Here is a 15,052-nt window from a genome sequence, read left to right as displayed (position 1 = left end):
GGGGCGCCCCCGGCGCGGCGCCTGCCGCCCGCGCCGCTCGCACTGGCGGTACCCCGGTGGGTGGTCGGTCGCCCCGGCCCGGCCGGGTCCGGTCCGACCTGACACGGTCCGACCTGACGCGGTCCGACCTGACACGGTGCGGCAGCAGGGCGAGCACCGTGGTCACGGCCGCCAGGACGGCGAGCGCCCGGCCCACCGAGAACGCGTCGTAGGCCAGCAGCGCGACGGCGGTCAACGCGGCGAGCGCGGTGCTGACCGCCACCGCGAGCGGGACGGCGGCGAGCCGGTCGGGCCCACCGGCGGTGCGGGCGACGGTCGGCCGCGCCAGCAGCGCGGCCGCCCCCGGGCCGAGCAGCAGGAAACCGCCGGTCAGGACGACGCGCAGCGGATCACCGGCGGGCAGCGCGGTGGACGCCAGCGCGGCCCAGCCGAGCAGGGCGGGCGCCAACCGGACGGCGGTACGGGGAGGAAGCCTCATCACTGCCCACTCTCGGCGAACGGGCTCTCGACGGCGACCGGGGCGGAGTGCCGGTAGACGGTGGCGTCACCGTCGGTGAACACCACGCGCAGCGTGGACGAGGTCGAGGCGGCGGCGCGGACCCGGTCGACGGTGTCGGCCGGCAGGATGCCGGTGAGCTCGCACTCGGCGACCTGGGCCTTGGTGAGCACGAGGTAGGAGGGGCCGGTGACGGTCGGGTCGGCGAGCGCGGCCTCGACGGCCGTGGCGGGGTCCGCGACCAGCTGCCGGCGGTCCTGCGGCGTGCCCAGGGAGAGTGCCGTCCGACTGAGCTGGTCGTAGCGCTCCTCGGAGCCGGGCAGGTCGGCGGTGACCGAGACGATCCGCGATCCGGGCGGGGCGGTGTGCGTGACGTAGCGCAGGGCGGCGACCTCGCCGGGGCTGAAGTCGTTCATCGCCTCCTTGCTGTAGTAGCCGAAGACCAGGCCGCCCAGCAGCCCGAGCAGCGCCACCGCGGTCAGCCCCCAGCGCAGCCCGGGCAGCACCCGGCGCGGGCCCGGTACCGGGCCGGGGGCGTCGGTGGCGGACACCGCTGAGGTGGCGGCGACGCCGGGGGGGTCCGGGGCGCGGGAGGCCGGGATCAGGACGGTGGCGGCGAGCAGGGCCGCCGCGGGCAGCGCGAACAGGTAGGCACGGAAGACCATCTCGCCGCCGTAGCTGTTGGCGAGCAGCAGCGGGACGGGCGCGATCAGGAGCAGCGGCAGGCTGGTGCGGCGCACCCAGCGGTGGCGCACGACGGCCGTCACCGCCAGTACCAGGACGGCGGCGGTCAGACCGCGGTCGACCCAGGAGGCGAACACCTGCCCCGGGGCGGGCTGGGCGAGCCGTTGCAGACCGGGCAGCGCGTTGTTGTCGGGCGAGGCCAGCGCGGCGACCAGGTTGCCGATGTTCTTGGCCAGGTAGGGCCGCGCGACCGTGGCGTCCCAGGCGAAGGTGATGCCGACGGCCCCGACGAGGGCGGGCAGGACCACCCGGCGGTTGCGGCGCGGGAGGGCGAGCATGAGCAGGGTGCTGATCAGCATCAGCGGGGTGAGCTGGTGCGAGCAGGCGATGGCGGCCGTCAGGACCAGCACCAGGACGAACGGCAGCGGCCGCCAGCCGCCCCGCGGCGGCAGGTCGCTCACCCAGGTCATCGCCCGGGCGCCGGTACCCGGCCCGCTCCGCACGGCGGCGGGGGCAGGAGGGGCGGGGGCAGAAGCGGAGGGGGCAGGAGCGGCGGGGGCCGGGCCGGCGGGGGCCCCCTCCCCCGGCGGGGCCTGTGCCACCCGGGTGGCCGCCAGCCGGCGGAGCACCATCGCGATCACCGCGAGGAACAGCAGGTACGAGAAGGCCTGTGGGGAGAAGTAGTCCTGGCCGATCCAGGCGGCGCTGTAGTAGATCCAGATCCCGCCCCAGACCAGCCGCCGGTCCTGGGTGACGGTACGGAAGATCAGCAGCAGCGGGCCGAGCAGCAGCACATTGGCGAGCACCGGGTACCAGACGGCGTAGCCGAGCGCGGAGTGCAGGCCGGTGGCGCGCAGCAGCAGCACGTTGAGCTGGAAGAAGCCGGGCCACTGGTTGTAGATGTCCAACTCGCCCGCGTAGGGCACCGAGCCGTCGTGGCGCAGCATCGCGTCCACGACCATCACGTGCTTCCAGGCCCACGCGTACCGCAGTTCCGGGTAGAGCAGCGTTGGCGTGGCGTGGATGAACGCGATCAGGGCGAGGACGTAGCCGGCCGCCCAGCGCTGGCGGATCCGCCGGTCGCGCAGGACGGCGACGAAGCCGGCCACCAGCAGGGCCAGGCCGGCCCAGTACAGCGCCGGGAGCACCTGGATCAGGCCGAGGTCGCCCATGCCGCCGAGTCGTACCCGGGGCAGGGCGAGCAGCCACAGGGCCAGCGCCGCCGGCAGTGCCGCGCGGGCGAACACGCCGAGCGGCCCGGCCGCCCGCCATCCGTCGCGCAGCGAGTTCAGCGGCCCGCGGCGGCGGGACCCGCCGGGGGCCGGGCGTCGTCCGCCCGCGGGGGGTTGGATCCGAGCCAGCTGGTCAACCATTGGAGGGCCTTCCGACCGGGCTGCCGACCGCGGTGCGCAGCCGCCGGTAGTTGCGCCAGAGCCGCGTGTAGAGGCTCTCCGGCACGGGCCCGATCCGGGCTCCCCGCCCGGCGACCCAGTCCTCGAAGACGTGGTCGGGCGTGTCGTTGCGGACCATCAGCCGGCAGATCCGCAGCACGGAGTCGGTCCCGGAGCTGAACTTGTTCTCGACGGCGGTCGCCGAGGTCCAGCCCGCCTCGCGGACCTTGCGCCGCACGGCCGGGCTGGAGTAGCCGTGCGGATAGGCGAACGCCGCGACCTCGTGGCCGAGGGCGTCCTCCAGGCGCCGCTTGCAGTCGACGATCTCGTCGGTGCAGCGCTGCCCGTAGACGGTGTCCAGCTGGGCGTGGGTGACGGAGTGGCCGCCGATCTCGACGCCCATCGCGTCCAGGGTGCTGATCTGGCGCCAGTTGAGCATGTCCGCGGGCGGGAAGAGGCTGCCGGTGGGCCGTCCGCCCGGCGGGTGGACGGCGCCGACGGTCACGTAGAGGGTGGCCGGCAGGCCGCGCTCGGCGAGCAGCGGGGCCACCGTCCAGTAGAAGTCGGCGAATCCGTCGTCGAAGGTGAGGACGGCGGCGCGGGGCGGTACCGGGGGGCCGCCGAGGATCGCCGCGACCAGCCGGCGCAGCGGCACCACGGGCCGTCCGCTGTCGACGATCCGGTCGAGCTGGCGGCGGAAGGCGGCGGGGGTCACGGTGTACGGCGCGATCCACGGCGGCGGGTCGTCCGACACCGAGTGGTAGAGGAACACCGGTACCGCTTTCATGGCCGGCTCCTGGTGGGAACCGCCGTCACGACGCCCTGCCCGACGGCCGGGGCGGCGGTGGCGGCCCCGGCGTCCGCCCGGACGAGCCGGCCGGTGGCGTACCCGACCGCTGCCAGGCAGGCGCCGGTGCCCAGGGCCCCGGCCGCCCGCAGCCGGCGCCGGCCCAGGGCGCGCAGGACCGCGGCGGGCAGCGTGCGGCGCACGTAGCGGCGCTCGCTGGAGAGTGCGGACCGGGTGCCCGCGTACCGGGCGACCACGGCCTTGGAACGCCCCTCGGCGTAGCAGCGGGAGCTGAAGTAGCGCCAGGTGGTGCGGGCCCGCGGGACGTGCTGGCGGACGACGGCGGCGGGCTCGTAGCGCAGCTCGCCACCGGGGTGCCCGGCGGTGAGCCGCAGGCAGAGTTCGGTCTCCTCGCAGCCGAACGGGCTGGTGCCGATCCGGCCGAGGTCGCCGCGGAACCCGCCGGCGGCGACCACCTCGGCCCGTCGGAAGGACATGTTGGCGCCGATGAAGTTGCGTACCGCGCCGGTGGTCTCGGGGGCGCCGGGGTACGAGCAGCCGACCACCCAGTCGTACTCGGGCGGGAACCAGCCGGGGCGGCCGGTCTCCCACCAGGAGTCGACCCGGCCGCCGACGCCGAGCACCCGGGGGTCGCGGTAGCCGGCCAGCAGCCGCAGCGTCCAGTCGGGTTCGGCCACCGCGTCGTCGTCCAGGAAGGCGACCACCTCGCCGCGGGCGACCGTCACGCCGGTGTTGCGGGCGCCCGACACGCCCGGTCGCTCGGGGCTCTCGACCAGCCGCAGGCCGGGGCGGTCGGCCAGCCGGGCGGTCAGCGCGGGGCAGTGGTCCACCACGACGACGGTCTCGTCCGGCCGCAGCCGCTGGGCGTCGATCGAGTCGAGGGCGGCGCAGAGGTCGTCCCAGCGGTCGAGGGTGTAGCTGCAGACGACCACGGACAGGGTGGGCGCGGGGCCCGGTACGGTACCCGGCGCGGACTTCGGCTCGGTGTTCATCACGATCTCCGATCGGACGGCAGCCAGCGCGGGAGCGCGACCAGCAGCGGGAGGGCGAGGACCGTCGCGCCGACCAGCCAGGCCAGGCCGACCCCGGCGAGGCCGAGGACGGGCAGCAGTACGGCGACGAGCGCGATCACGAGGACGGCGTAGACGAGTTGGAGGACGATCATCCAGCCGAGGGCGCGGCGCACCCGGGCGACGTCGGTGGCCAGGCTCAGCACGACGGTGGGCAGGGCGGAGAGGGCCATCAGCCGCAGCACGGTGGTGCCGTGCTCGGCGTACCCGGGCCCGAACAGGCTGAGCAGCCAGGGGGCGAAGGCCACGATCACGACGACCGCCGCGAGGACCAGCAGCCCGGTGTGCCACATCATCCGGCGGGCGTGCTCGGCGAGCCGCTCCGGCGCCCGGGCGGCCTCGACCACCAGCGAGCTGCCCATGCTGTAGGCGGCCATGTAGAGGCTGTCGGCGATCACCCAGGCGAGCGAGTAGTAGGCGTTCTGCGCCGCGCCGAGCACGGCCAGCACCATCAGCGGGACGACGCTGCACGCGGCGATGCCGGAGATGTTGCCCAGGTAGTCCGCGACGGCGTACCGGGCCACCCGGGGCGGCGCGGACGCGGCGGCGCCGGCCGCGCGCTGGTGGTCCGGGATCGCCCGGCGGAAGAGCACGACGTTGGTGAGCAGGACGGTGAGGAGCAGGGCCGCCGCCCAGGAGACCAGGATGCCGGTGCCGACGGCGAGCACCGCGCAGACGGCCAGCGCTCCGGCCTTGGCGAGGGCGAAGAGGGTGTTCTCGCCGAGGACCCAGCCGGTGCGCCGCAGCCCGGTCAGCGCGCCGTCCTGCAGGACGAAGAGCGAGTACCCGGCGGTGACCACGACGAAGGCGACCGCCACCACCGGCTCGCGCAGGTATCCGAGGCTCGGGGAGATCCACGGGATCAGCAGCAGGAACAGCACCGCGGCGAGCGCGCTGGCGACGACGCTCGCCGTGTAGCAGCGGACCACCAGTCGCCGGGTGTGCCGGCCGGCGCCGGGGAGGAAGCGCACCAGGACGCCGTTGAGGTTGAAGCGGCCGACCGCGGAGAGCAGCCCGGCGGCGGACACGGCGGCGTAGCTGAGGCCCACCGTCCCGGCGCTGTACCAGCGGGTGGCGAACAGCCAGAAGATCGCGCCGAACGCCGCCGCCAGGGTCGAACTCGCCAGCAGCATGTGACCGTTGCGCAGCAGCGGCTCTCCGGCCAACCGGGCCCGGGCGGCCCGGGTCCGGGCCCGCAGCAGGGCCCGGTAGGTGCACTGGCAGGGCAGCGGGCGGGGGCAGGAGCAGGGCCTGGCGGGGGCGGCCGAGCGGGCGGTGAGCACCTGCATCACGACCAGTCCTCGGACCGGAACCGCCGGTCCTGCCGGCGGCTGACCAGATAGCTGAACGGTCCGTTCAGGAGGCCGCGCAGTTCGAGCCGGCCGAGCCGGGCCGAGCCCGGGTCGCGGTCGCCGTCGGCCGGGCCGTCGGCACGGCCTTCGGCGTCGAGGTCGCCTCGGCCGGTCCGGTCGGCTCCCGCCCGGCGCAGGGCGTACCGGGCGCCGGCCGGTAGCCGGCGCAGCAGGTCGGCCAGCAGGCCGGGGCGCTGGGCGACGGCGGCGGTCAGGTAGGCGCCGAGGCCGGTGCCGAAGCCCTGGATCTGCGCGTCCAGCTCCGCCATGGTGCGCCGGTGGCGGTGCCAGACGAGGGCGTCCGGCCGGTACGCGAGGGTGTGTCCGGCGACCAGGACGCGCAGGAAGGCGAGCAGGTCCTCGCCGCCGCGGGTCGGGGTGCCCGCGCCGGTCGCCGGGTCGAAGCCGCCGATGCCGCGGATCACGGCGGTCCGGAAGGCCATGTTGGCGCCGGTGCCGAAGCGGCCGGCGGCGAACGGGAAGAGCGGGTCGTCGCCGGCCGCGCGCATCGACCAGTCCCGGGGGGCGAAGCCCTTGCCGAAGCCGCAGTACCGCTCGAAGGCGGCCTGGGCCTCGGTGTCGAGTTCGGCGGGCACCACGAGCCCGGTGACGCAGGAGATCCGGGGGTCGGCCCGGAAGGCCCCGGCGAGGGCGGTCACCCAGCCCGGATCGGCCAGCGCGTCGTCGTCGGTGAAGGCCACCAGCTCGCCCCGGGCGGCGGACAGCCCGCGGTTGCGGGCCCGGGCCAGGCCCGGGACCGGCTCGCGCAGGTAGCGCAGCCGGTCCGGGTCCAGTGCGCGGACCAGCCGCTCGGTGGCGTCGTCCTCGGGGGCGTTGTCGACCACCAGGAACTCGGTGGCCGGGTAGTCGGTGCGCAGCAGCGCGCTCAGGCTGTCGCCGAGCAGGGTGGGCCGCCCCCGGGTGCAGACGATGACGCTCACCAGCGGAGCGGCCCCGGACAGCGGCGCGGCGGGCCGGTCGACGGCGGTGGTGGTAACGGCGGGAGTGGCGGCGGCGGGCGGACCGGCGTCGAGGTGGCGTTCGGCCGCCTCGACCAGCCGCCGGCGCAGCCGCTCCGGGTCCGGGCCGGGACCGCCCGAGGGACCGGCGGACGGACCGGACGGAGCGGCCTGAGCGGGGTGGTCGGGACCGACGGCCACCAGGCCGAGCGGTCGGCCGGCCCGGCGGACCAGGGCCACCACGGGCCCCTGCGGGCGGACCGGGGCCGTGAAGCCGGGCCGCCACGGCCCACCGGGCCGGTCGAGATCGAGTTCCACCACCTGGGCGGGCGCCCGCAGGACGGTGTTCATGACGCGCCTCCGGTCCGCAGGGTGCGCTGGCGCCACACGCTGAGCAGGTAGCCGAACGGCCCGACCAGCAGCCCGCGGAACTCGCGGCGCCCCAGTCGCAGCAGGTCGGCCTCGCCCTCGGCCGGACCGCGCCGGGCCCGGTCGTGGCGCACCCGCTGCCAGCGGTGGAGGCCGGCCGGGACGCGCCGCACGAGTGCGGTGAGCACACCGGGCCGGTGGGAGACGACGGCGGTCAGGTAGGCCCCGAAGCCGACGCCGAAGTTGAAGACCTGCCGGGTCAGCGCGTCGCAGGTGCGCGGGTGGCGGTGCCAGACGATGGCGTCCGGCTGGTAGGCGACGGTGTGCCCGGCGTCGAGCATCTGGAAGAAGGCCAGCAGTTCCTCGCCGCCGCGGGCCGGGGTGCCGGCCCCGGTCGCCGGGTCGAAGCCACCGATGGCGCGCAGCAGCGCGGTCCGGAACGCCATGTTCGCGCCGGAGCCGAACCGGCCGACCGAGAACCGCATCAGCGGGTCGTCCGGGCGGTCGCGCAGCGACCAGTCGCGGGCGGCGAAGCCGCGGGAGTAGCCGCCGTACTGTTCGAGGGCGGCCTGGGCCGGGGTGTCGAGCTCGGCCGGCAGCACCAGCCCGGTGACGCAGCCGATCCGGTCGTCCGCGCGGAACGCCCCGGCCAGCGCGTCCACCCAGCCGGTGTCGATGATCAGGTCGTCGTCGGCGAACGCCACCACCTCGCCGTGGACCGCGGACAGCCCGCGGTTGCGGGCCCGGGCCAGGCCCGGCACCGGCTCGCGCAGGTACCGGACGCGGTCCCGGTACCGCGTGGCGACGAGGTGCTGGGTGGCGTCGCTCCGCGGGGCGTTGTCGACCACCAGGACTTCCACGTGCGGATAGCCGGTCCGCAGCAGCGAGTCGAGGCAGCTCCGCAGCTGCTCGGTCCGGTCGCGGGTGCAGACCACCACGCTGACCGTGACCGGGCCCGCGGGCACCCGGGCGCGGCCGACCCGACCGGGACGCGCCGCGGGTGTCGCGGTGGACAGGGCGGGAACCGGCAGTTCCCGGTGGGCGGCGTCGACCAGCGCCCGGCGCAGCGCGGCACCGTCGCCCGCTGTTCCGGTGGCCGTGACCAAGCCGAGCGGGTGTCCGTGCAGTCGCACCAACGCCAACACGCGGCCGACCGGGTCGACGGCGCCGAGACCACCGGGCGAGTGCAGCTCGCCCGGATCGTCCAGGTCAAGGTCGACGACACGGACAGGGGTGTAGAGCGAGTCGCGGGCGGCAGAACGCGGGCAGGCAGCTGCGGTGCGCCGGTCGGAGCCATTCATCGTCGCTCCTCCGCGGAGGCGGCCGCCGAGGACCGGGCGCCGGGACGCTCGGTGATCAGGGTCCTCAGCACCCGGCGGCCGTCGGAGACGGCGTGCAGGTGGGATCGACCGCTGCGGCGGGGGAGTTCCAGGCTCGGCACCTCGGCGATCCGCAGTCCGGAGCGCAGCGCGTGCGCGATCATCTCGGCCTCGATCTCGAAGCCGGAGGACCGCAGGTCGAGCGCGTCCAGGAAGGAGCGGCGGAAGGCGCAGTAGCCGTAGCACAGGTCGGTGAGGCCCGCGTCGTACAGGCGGTTGACCACGGCGAGCAGGGCGCGGTTGCCGAACGAGCGGACCTTGGTGAGGTCCAGCGAGCCGCCGCCGGCGATGCACCGGGAGCCCTTGACGAAGTCGAAGCCGTGGTCGAGGAAGTGGAGGAAGTGCGGGATCTCGCCGGGCCACATGGACCCGTCGGCGTCCATCATGACGATGTACTCGCCGGTGGCGGCGGCGAAGCCGGTGCGCAGCGCGTTGCCCTTGCCGGGTCCGCTCTGCTGGACGCTGCGGACGGTCGGCAGGCAGTGCCGGGCCATCGGGACGGTGGCGTCGTCGGAGGAGCCGTCGACCAGGATGACCTCGTCGACGCAGCGCGGGATCTGTTCGAACACCCAGGGGATGTTGCGGGCCTCGTTCTGGGCGGGGACGACCAGGGTGACGCTGTGCCGACTGGCGACGCCGTCCCCGGCCCGGCGCATCGGCCGGCGGGCGACGGCCCGGTCCTCGGCGCGGCGCTGCGGCCGGCGGGCGAGGGCCCGGTCCTCGGCGCGGCGCTGCGGCCGGCCGTCGTGGTCCGGGGGCGGAACGACGTGGGGGGGCAGGGTGGTGCTCATCGGGGACGGCCTCTCGGAAGGAGGCGGCGGGCGGCGCCGGAACAGGACGCGGCCCCTGTGACGGGGCGGGCCCGGTGCGCACGGGTGACGCACGGGGGCGGGGCCCCGGGAAGCGAGCCCCCGGAGGGACTGCCGAAACGGTGGAGAGCGGCGGGGGCGACACCGTGTGAGCGGTGCGCCGCCGGCTCTCGGGCGAGGCAGGGGCGACAACGCGTGAGCGGTGCGCCGCCGGCTCTCGGGCGCCGAAGCGCCGGTCTGTCGAACTGGCCGAATGTACTTCCCGTACCGGAGTGCGGGTGTGCCAGGACCTCATCGTGCCCAGGTGACCGGCGTCACGTCAAGTAGTTTGTCCGGATTTTGCCCGATTCGATCGACCGGACCGGCCGGACTTCGGCGCCGGGGCCCGCCGGGGCCGCCCGGCGGCAGCGGGAGCCGGTGCCGCCCGCGCGTCAGCCGCCGACCGGCCGGCCCCCCGGCTCCTCGGCGATCCGGCGGGCGATCTCGGCCGGCCGCACCGGCCGCCCGAAGTGCCAGCCCTGCGCCCAGTCGCAGCCGATGCCGCGCAGCCGCTCGGCGTCCCGGCGGGTCTCCACGCCCTCGGCCGTGACGGTCAGGCCCAGCGCGTGCGCCATCGACACCAGGCCGCTGACGATCCGCCAGCCGGTGGCCGCGTCCTTGGCCGGGTCGTGCAGGTCGCCGACGAAGGAGCCGGCGATCTTCAGCCCGGAGACCGGCAGGTCGCGCAGGTAGGCGAGGTTGGACCAGCCGGTGCCGAAGTCGTCCACGGCGAGCGAGACGCCCTGGTCGACCAGCCCGTGCAGGGTGCGCAGCGCCTCGTCCTCCGGGCCGACCACGGTCGACTCGGTGATCTCCAGCTGGAGCCGGGCCGGGTCCAGGCCGGTGGAGTCGAGGATCCGGCCGAGATCGGTCACCAGGGCGGCACTGCGGGCCTGACGGACCGCCAGGTTGACGTTCAGCTGGGGCGCGTCGTCACCGAACCGCTTGATCCAGTCGGCCGCCTGGCCGCAGGCCTGCTCCAGCACCCAGCGGCCGAGCGGCATGATCAGCCCGGTCTCCTCGGCGGTGGTGACGAACTCGTCCGGACCCAGCACCCCGAGCTGCGGGTGACGCCAGCGCACCAGCGCCTCGACGGCGGCGAGCCGGCCGTCGGCCAGCGCGTACAACGGCTGGTAGTCGATGAAGAACTCGCCGCGGTCGAGCGCGGCCGGCATCCGGACCGAGACCGCGTACCGGCTGACCGCGCGGGCGTTCTCCTTGGGGTCGAAGAGCGTCCAGCGGCCGCGGCCGGCCTCCTTGGCCCGGTACAGCGTCAGATCGGCGGCGCGGACGGCGGCGCCCGGCGTGGTGGTCGAGACGCGCCGTTCCAGCACGCCCACACTGGCCCCGACGGCGAGCTTGTGATCCCCGATCAGGACGGGGCCGGCGAGCGCCTTCAGCACCGTCTTGGCCGCGGCGACGGCCTCCTGCTCGCCCCGGCAGTTCTCCAGCAGGACGACGAACTCGTCGCCGCCGAGGCGGGCCACGAGGTGACCGAGCGGGGTGAGAGCGGCCTTCAGCCGGGCCGCGACGGCGGCCAGCAGCTGGTCCCCGGTGTCGTGGCCGAGGCTGTCGTTGACCACCTTGAAGCCGTCGAGGTCGACGTAGCAGAGGCCGAACCGGGCCCCCGGGTCCGGCTCCTCGAAGAGCTTCTCCAGCCGCTCGAAGAAGGCGGCCCGGTTGGGCAGCCCGGTCAGCGGGTCGTGGGTGGCCTGGTGGCGCAGCCGCTCCTGGAGCCGGTAGCGGTCGGTGATGTCCTCCAGCATCGCCACCTGGTACTGCGGGCGGCCGTCGTCGTCCCGGATCAGCGAGACCGTGAGGTGGGTCCAGACCACCTCGCCGTCGTGCCGGTAGTACGGCTTGTCGAACTGGAAGTAGTCCCGCTTGCCGCTGATCAGCTCCTCGTAGGCCTCCCAGACGCCGGGGGTGTCCTCGGGGTGGACGAGGTCGCCGACCCGGCGCCCCTGCATGTCCTCCGGGGCGGCCCCGAACAGCTCCTGGAGCGCCTTGTTGACGGCGAGGATGTTGCCGTCGGTGTCCCCGATGCCGATGCCGATCGCCGCGCTCTCGAACAGCGCGCGGAACCGGGCCTCGGAGGCGCGCAGCGCCCGCTCGGCCTCCCGGCGGGCGGTGTCGGCGGCGGTGCGGATGGCCTCCTGCTCGCGCAGGGTCCGCTCGCGCAGGGCGGCCGCCCAGCCGGCCGCGAAGGCGCCGCAGAGCGCGGGCCCGCGGTCGTCGGTGGCGGGCTGCTCCTGGAGCAGTTCGACGGCCCGGGCCAGCACCACCGGGTCGGTGAAGTGCGCGTCGACGAGTTCGGCGCCGGCCTGGGCGGCCAGCCGCGGCTCGAACGGCTGGCCCAGCTGGGCGCGGTGCAGCAGCCCGGCGGTCCGGGAGACCAGCCTGCCGAGCAGGCCGGGGTGGACCGCCGTGCCGTGATCGCCGGAGAGCAGCCGCGCCCAGTCCTCGTGGAACCGTTCGGCGCTGCCCGGTACCGGCGCTTCGTTCACGGGCGGAACCCCACGCCCGCCATCCCGGTCATCCGCTCGGGGTTGCTGCCGACCGCCTCGGGCTGGTCGGGGCGCCACTGCGGCAGGTAGACCACGCCGGGCTCGACCAGCTCGAAGCCGGCGAACATCGCGGTGATCTGCTCGCGGGTGCGCATGGTCAGCGGGGTGGGCGTCATCCGGTACAGCTTCTGGTGGTCCTCGGCCTGGTCGGGGCGGCCCTCCAGGGAGGCGTGCGACAGGATCAGCGCGCTGCCCGGCGGCAGCGCCTCGCGCAGCACCTCCAGCAGCTTCCAGGGGTCCTCGGAGTCGCTGACGAAGTGCATGACGGCGACCAGCAGCACGGCCACCGGCTCGCCGGCCGCGAGCAGGGCGGTCACCTCGGGACGGCCCAGCAGGTCGTCGATGTCCCGGACGTCGGCCTGGACCACCGAGCAGCCCTCGTCGTCCGCCAGCAGCAGCCGGCTGTGCGCGACGGCCACCGGGTCGCGGTCGACGTACACCACCTCGGCCTCGGGGCGGATCGCGCGGGCGATCTCGTGCACCGTGCCGAAGGTCGGGATGCCGGAGCCGATGTCCAGGAAGCGGGTGACGCCCCGCTCGGCGGCGAACTGGACCGCGCGGCGCAGGAAGGCCCGGTTGGAGCGCATGATCTGGGGCAGCTCCGGCCAGAGCGCGATCGCCTGGCGGGCCATCTCCCGGTCCACCTCGAAGTTGTGCGAACCACCGAGGTAGTAGTCGTAGACCCGCGCGGCGTTCGGTTTGTCCAGGTCCGTGCCCTCCGGTACCCAGTTCGGTCGCCGCATCCTCGGGACTCCTTCGCTCCGGTTCCGGTAAACCAGCAGCCCAAAGGGACGGCTGGTTCTGATGAGACTACAAGCACAAAAGATCCTCCTCTGCACGCCGAACGCGTGCAAGCGGAATCACCTCGTCCCGCCCGCGGGATCACCCCGCCCGGGGCCGGCCGCACCACCGCCTCCCGCCTGCGCGAACACCCCGGCCCACCGGCGGAACCGGCTCGCCCTGCCGACCGCGCGCCGCGGCCGGAGAATGGACCCGATGGCCGGACGCATCGAGGACTACGCCCTGATCGGCGACCTGCAGACCGCCGCCCTGGTGGGGCGGGACGGGTCCGTCGACTGGCTCTGCCTGCCCCGCTTCGACTCCCCCAGCTGCTTCTCCGGCTTACTCGGCGACCGGCGGCACGGGGCCTGGCGGCTCGCCCCGACCGGCGCGGCGCGGTGCGCCGGCCGCCGCTATCTGGGTGACACCCTGGTCCTGGAGAGCGAGTGGCGCACCGCCGACGGCACCGTGCGGGTGACCGACTTCATGCCCCAGCGCGGCCGGGGCGGGCAACGCTCCCCGCAGCTGATCCGGATCGTCGAAGGCGTCGAGGGCACCGTCCCGGTCCGCGGCGAGCTGCGGCTGCGGTTCAACTACGGCCGGATCGAGCCCTGGGTCCGCCGCACCGGCCGGCACCGGGTGGCCGTCGCCGGGCCGGACTCCGCCTGGCTACGGGTCCCGCCGGAGGTCCACACCTACGGGGTGGACGGCGTCACCGTCTCCGACTTCACCGTCACCGCCGGCGCGCGCGTCCCCTTCGTCCTCACCTGGCAGCCCTCCCACCTGCCCACCTCCCCGCGCACCGACCCCGAGGAGGCGCTGCTCGGCACCCTGCGCGACTGGCGGCTCTGGGCCGCCGGCTGCCGGTACCACGGGGAGTGGCACGAGGCCGTGCTGCGCTCGCTGCTCACCCTCAAGGCCCTCGCCTACGCACCCACCGGCGGGATCGTCGCCGCGCCCACCGCCTCGCTGCCCGAGCGGATCGGCGGCACCCGCAACTGGGACTACCGCTTCTGCTGGCTGCGCGACTCCTCGATGACCCTCTCCGCCCTGCTCCGGGGCGGCTTCCGCGAGGAGGCCGCCGCCTGGCGCCGCTGGCTGCTGCGCGCGATCGCCGGCGACCCGGGCGACCTGCAGACCGTCTACGGGGTCGCCGGTGAGCGCGTCCTCGGCGAGACCACCGCCGAGTGGCTGCCCGGCTACGAGGGCTCCCGGCCGGTCCGGTTCGGCAACGCCGCCGTCGACCAGCTCCAACTCGACGTCTACGGCGAGGTGGTGGACACCCTGCACCTGGCCCTGCTGGCCGGCCTGCCGATGGAGCGCCAGGTCTGGGCCCTGCTGCGGACCCTGATGGAGTACCTGGAGGAGCACTGGCGCGATCCGGACGAGGGCCTCTGGGAGGTGCGCGGCGAACGGCGGCACTTCGTCCACTCCAAGGTGATGTCCTGGGTCGCCGCCGACCGCGCGGTGCGCCTGGCCGAGGCCACCGGGCTGCCCGCGCCCGTCGACCGCTGGCGGGCGATGCGGGACGCCGTGCACGCCGACGTCTGCGCGCACGGCTACGACCGGCGGCGCGGCGTCTTCGTCCAGCACTACGGCGGGCAGGGCCTGGACGCGGCCACGCTGTTCGTGGTCAAGAGCGGCTTCCTGCCGCCGGACGACCCGCGCGTGGTGCGCACCGTGGACGCCGTCCGGGACGGCCTGGACCACGGCGGCCTGGTGCTGCGCTACCGGGCGCACCGGCACACCGACGGCCTGCCGGGCGGCGAGGGCGCCTTCCTGGCCTGCTCGTTCTGGCTCGCCGACGCGCTCGCCGCCACCGGGCGCCTGGCCGAGGCCCGGGAGCTGTTCGCCCGGGTGGTCGGGCTCGCCAACGACCTCGGCCTGCTCTCCGAACAGTGGGACCCGCGCGCCCGCCGCCAACTCGGCAACACGCCGCAGGCGTTCAGCCACGTCGCGCTGGTCAACACCGCCTTCGCGCTGAGCGAGCCGGCGTAGCACCGGGCCGGTACGGGACGGGGTCGGCCCGGCGGGGCCGGGGGCGTCCCGTCCGGCCCAGGGCGTGTTTCCCCACTCCCGCCGGGCGCGAGTGGGGAAACACGCCCTAGTAGTACTTCGTTAACTTGGCTTGATCCTGCTCTGTGTATCGGGCATTCTGGAGGGCGTGGACTTGGGGGAGATTGATCAACTGCGTGGCGAGCTCGCCGCGTTCGTGGCCGAGGTGTTCGCGTCGATACCGCGGAAGGACACGCGCGGGTGGGGTGACTGCTATCTGCGCGGGTTGATGCTGGACGGTCGCAGGAAGTCGATCCAGCCTATGGCCGAGCGGCTGCCGGACGGCGACATGCA

The 15,052-nt window shown here is 75.1% G+C and carries 12 protein-coding genes; 2 read left to right on the top strand and 10 right to left on the bottom strand.

Going from position 1 to position 15,052, the window contains the following annotated elements; genetic code table 11:
- The 10 genes from ACFXHB_RS41635 to ACFXHB_RS41590 all read right to left on the bottom strand — a co-directional run.
- A partial coding sequence (locus ACFXHB_RS41635; protein WP_380581886.1) for a hypothetical protein occupies window positions 1–478 on the bottom strand: 478 nt, incomplete at its 3' end.
- Window positions 478–2,553, bottom strand: coding sequence for a glycosyltransferase (locus tag ACFXHB_RS41630; protein WP_380581884.1), 2,076 nt, complete (start codon window positions 2,551–2,553; stop codon window positions 478–480). The genes ACFXHB_RS41635 and ACFXHB_RS41630, both read right to left, overlap by 1 nt.
- Window positions 2,546–3,358: a polysaccharide deacetylase family protein gene (locus tag ACFXHB_RS41625; RefSeq protein ID WP_380581883.1), complete on the bottom strand. Its 813-nt coding sequence runs from the start codon at window positions 3,356–3,358 to the stop codon at window positions 2,546–2,548. Before ACFXHB_RS41625 ends, ACFXHB_RS41630 begins: the two co-directional genes overlap by 8 nt.
- Entirely contained in the window at window positions 3,355–4,371 is a 1,017-nt protein-coding gene (locus ACFXHB_RS41620) for a glycosyltransferase family 2 protein (RefSeq protein ID WP_380581881.1), read from the bottom strand. Before ACFXHB_RS41620 ends, ACFXHB_RS41625 begins: the two co-directional genes overlap by 4 nt.
- A complete protein-coding gene (locus tag ACFXHB_RS41615) occupies window positions 4,371–5,738 on the bottom strand; it encodes a lipopolysaccharide biosynthesis protein (protein ID WP_380581879.1) in 1,368 nt (455 codons plus the stop codon). Before ACFXHB_RS41615 ends, ACFXHB_RS41620 begins: the two co-directional genes overlap by 1 nt.
- Complete coding sequence (locus tag ACFXHB_RS41610; RefSeq protein ID WP_380581877.1) at window positions 5,738–7,111, bottom strand: glycosyltransferase family 2 protein; 1,374 nt, start codon at window positions 7,109–7,111, stop codon at window positions 5,738–5,740. Before ACFXHB_RS41610 ends, ACFXHB_RS41615 begins: the two co-directional genes overlap by 1 nt.
- Window positions 7,108–8,430, bottom strand: coding sequence for a glycosyltransferase family 2 protein (locus ACFXHB_RS41605; protein ID WP_380581875.1), 1,323 nt, complete (start codon window positions 8,428–8,430; stop codon window positions 7,108–7,110). Before ACFXHB_RS41605 ends, ACFXHB_RS41610 begins: the two co-directional genes overlap by 4 nt.
- Window positions 8,427–9,299 carry a glycosyltransferase family 2 protein gene (locus tag ACFXHB_RS41600; protein WP_380581873.1) on the bottom strand — a complete coding sequence of 291 codons (873 nt, stop codon included), beginning with the start codon at window positions 9,297–9,299 and terminating at the stop codon, window positions 8,427–8,429. The genes ACFXHB_RS41605 and ACFXHB_RS41600 overlap by 4 nt, the downstream gene beginning before the upstream one ends.
- A 449-nt stretch (window positions 9,300–9,748) precedes the next feature.
- Window positions 9,749–11,863: a putative bifunctional diguanylate cyclase/phosphodiesterase gene (locus ACFXHB_RS41595; protein ID WP_380581871.1), complete on the bottom strand. Its 2,115-nt coding sequence runs from the start codon at window positions 11,861–11,863 to the stop codon at window positions 9,749–9,751.
- Entirely contained in the window at window positions 11,860–12,666 is an 807-nt protein-coding gene (locus tag ACFXHB_RS41590; protein ID WP_380581869.1) for an SAM-dependent methyltransferase, read from the bottom strand. The genes ACFXHB_RS41595 and ACFXHB_RS41590 overlap by 4 nt, the downstream gene beginning before the upstream one ends.
- 253 nt (window positions 12,667–12,919) lie before the next feature.
- On the opposite strand from ACFXHB_RS41590, the gene ACFXHB_RS41585 reads away from it, so the two are divergent.
- Window positions 12,920–14,701: a glycoside hydrolase family 15 protein gene (locus ACFXHB_RS41585; protein WP_380581867.1), complete on the top strand. Its 1,782-nt coding sequence runs from the start codon at window positions 12,920–12,922 to the stop codon at window positions 14,699–14,701.
- Between the two features lie 166 nt (window positions 14,702–14,867).
- On the top strand, window positions 14,868–15,052 hold a 185-nt coding region (locus ACFXHB_RS41580), incomplete at its 3' end, for a transposase (protein WP_380581865.1).

Source organism: Kitasatospora sp. NPDC059327 (assembly GCF_042752535.1).
Classification (GTDB): Bacteria; Actinomycetota; Actinomycetes; order Streptomycetales; family Streptomycetaceae; genus Kitasatospora.
This window is presented reverse-complemented; position numbering and strand designations above follow the sequence as displayed.

Bases quoted from the DNA above. Each gene is read 5' to 3' on its own strand.
- ACFXHB_RS41625 (WP_380581883.1), bottom strand. From the start codon at position 3,358: ATGAAAGCGGTACCGGTGTTCCTCTACCACTCGGTGTCGGACGACCCG.
- ACFXHB_RS41615 (WP_380581879.1), bottom strand. From the start codon at position 5,738: ATGCAGGTGCTCACCGCCCGCTCGGCCGCCCCCGCCAGGCCCTGCTCC.
- ACFXHB_RS41620 (WP_380581881.1), bottom strand. From the start codon at position 4,371: ATGAACACCGAGCCGAAGTCCGCGCCGGGTACCGTACCGGGCCCCGCG.
- ACFXHB_RS41605 (WP_380581875.1), bottom strand. From the start codon at position 8,430: ATGAATGGCTCCGACCGGCGCACCGCAGCTGCCTGCCCGCGTTCTGCC.
- ACFXHB_RS41585 (WP_380581867.1), top strand. From the start codon at position 12,920: ATGGCCGGACGCATCGAGGACTACGCCCTGATCGGCGACCTGCAGACC.
- ACFXHB_RS41590 (WP_380581869.1), bottom strand. From the start codon at position 12,666: ATGCGGCGACCGAACTGGGTACCGGAGGGCACGGACCTGGACAAACCG.
- ACFXHB_RS41630 (WP_380581884.1), bottom strand. From the start codon at position 2,553: ATGGTTGACCAGCTGGCTCGGATCCAACCCCCCGCGGGCGGACGACGC.
- ACFXHB_RS41600 (WP_380581873.1), bottom strand. From the start codon at position 9,299: ATGAGCACCACCCTGCCCCCCCACGTCGTTCCGCCCCCGGACCACGAC.
- ACFXHB_RS41610 (WP_380581877.1), bottom strand. From the start codon at position 7,111: ATGAACACCGTCCTGCGGGCGCCCGCCCAGGTGGTGGAACTCGATCTC.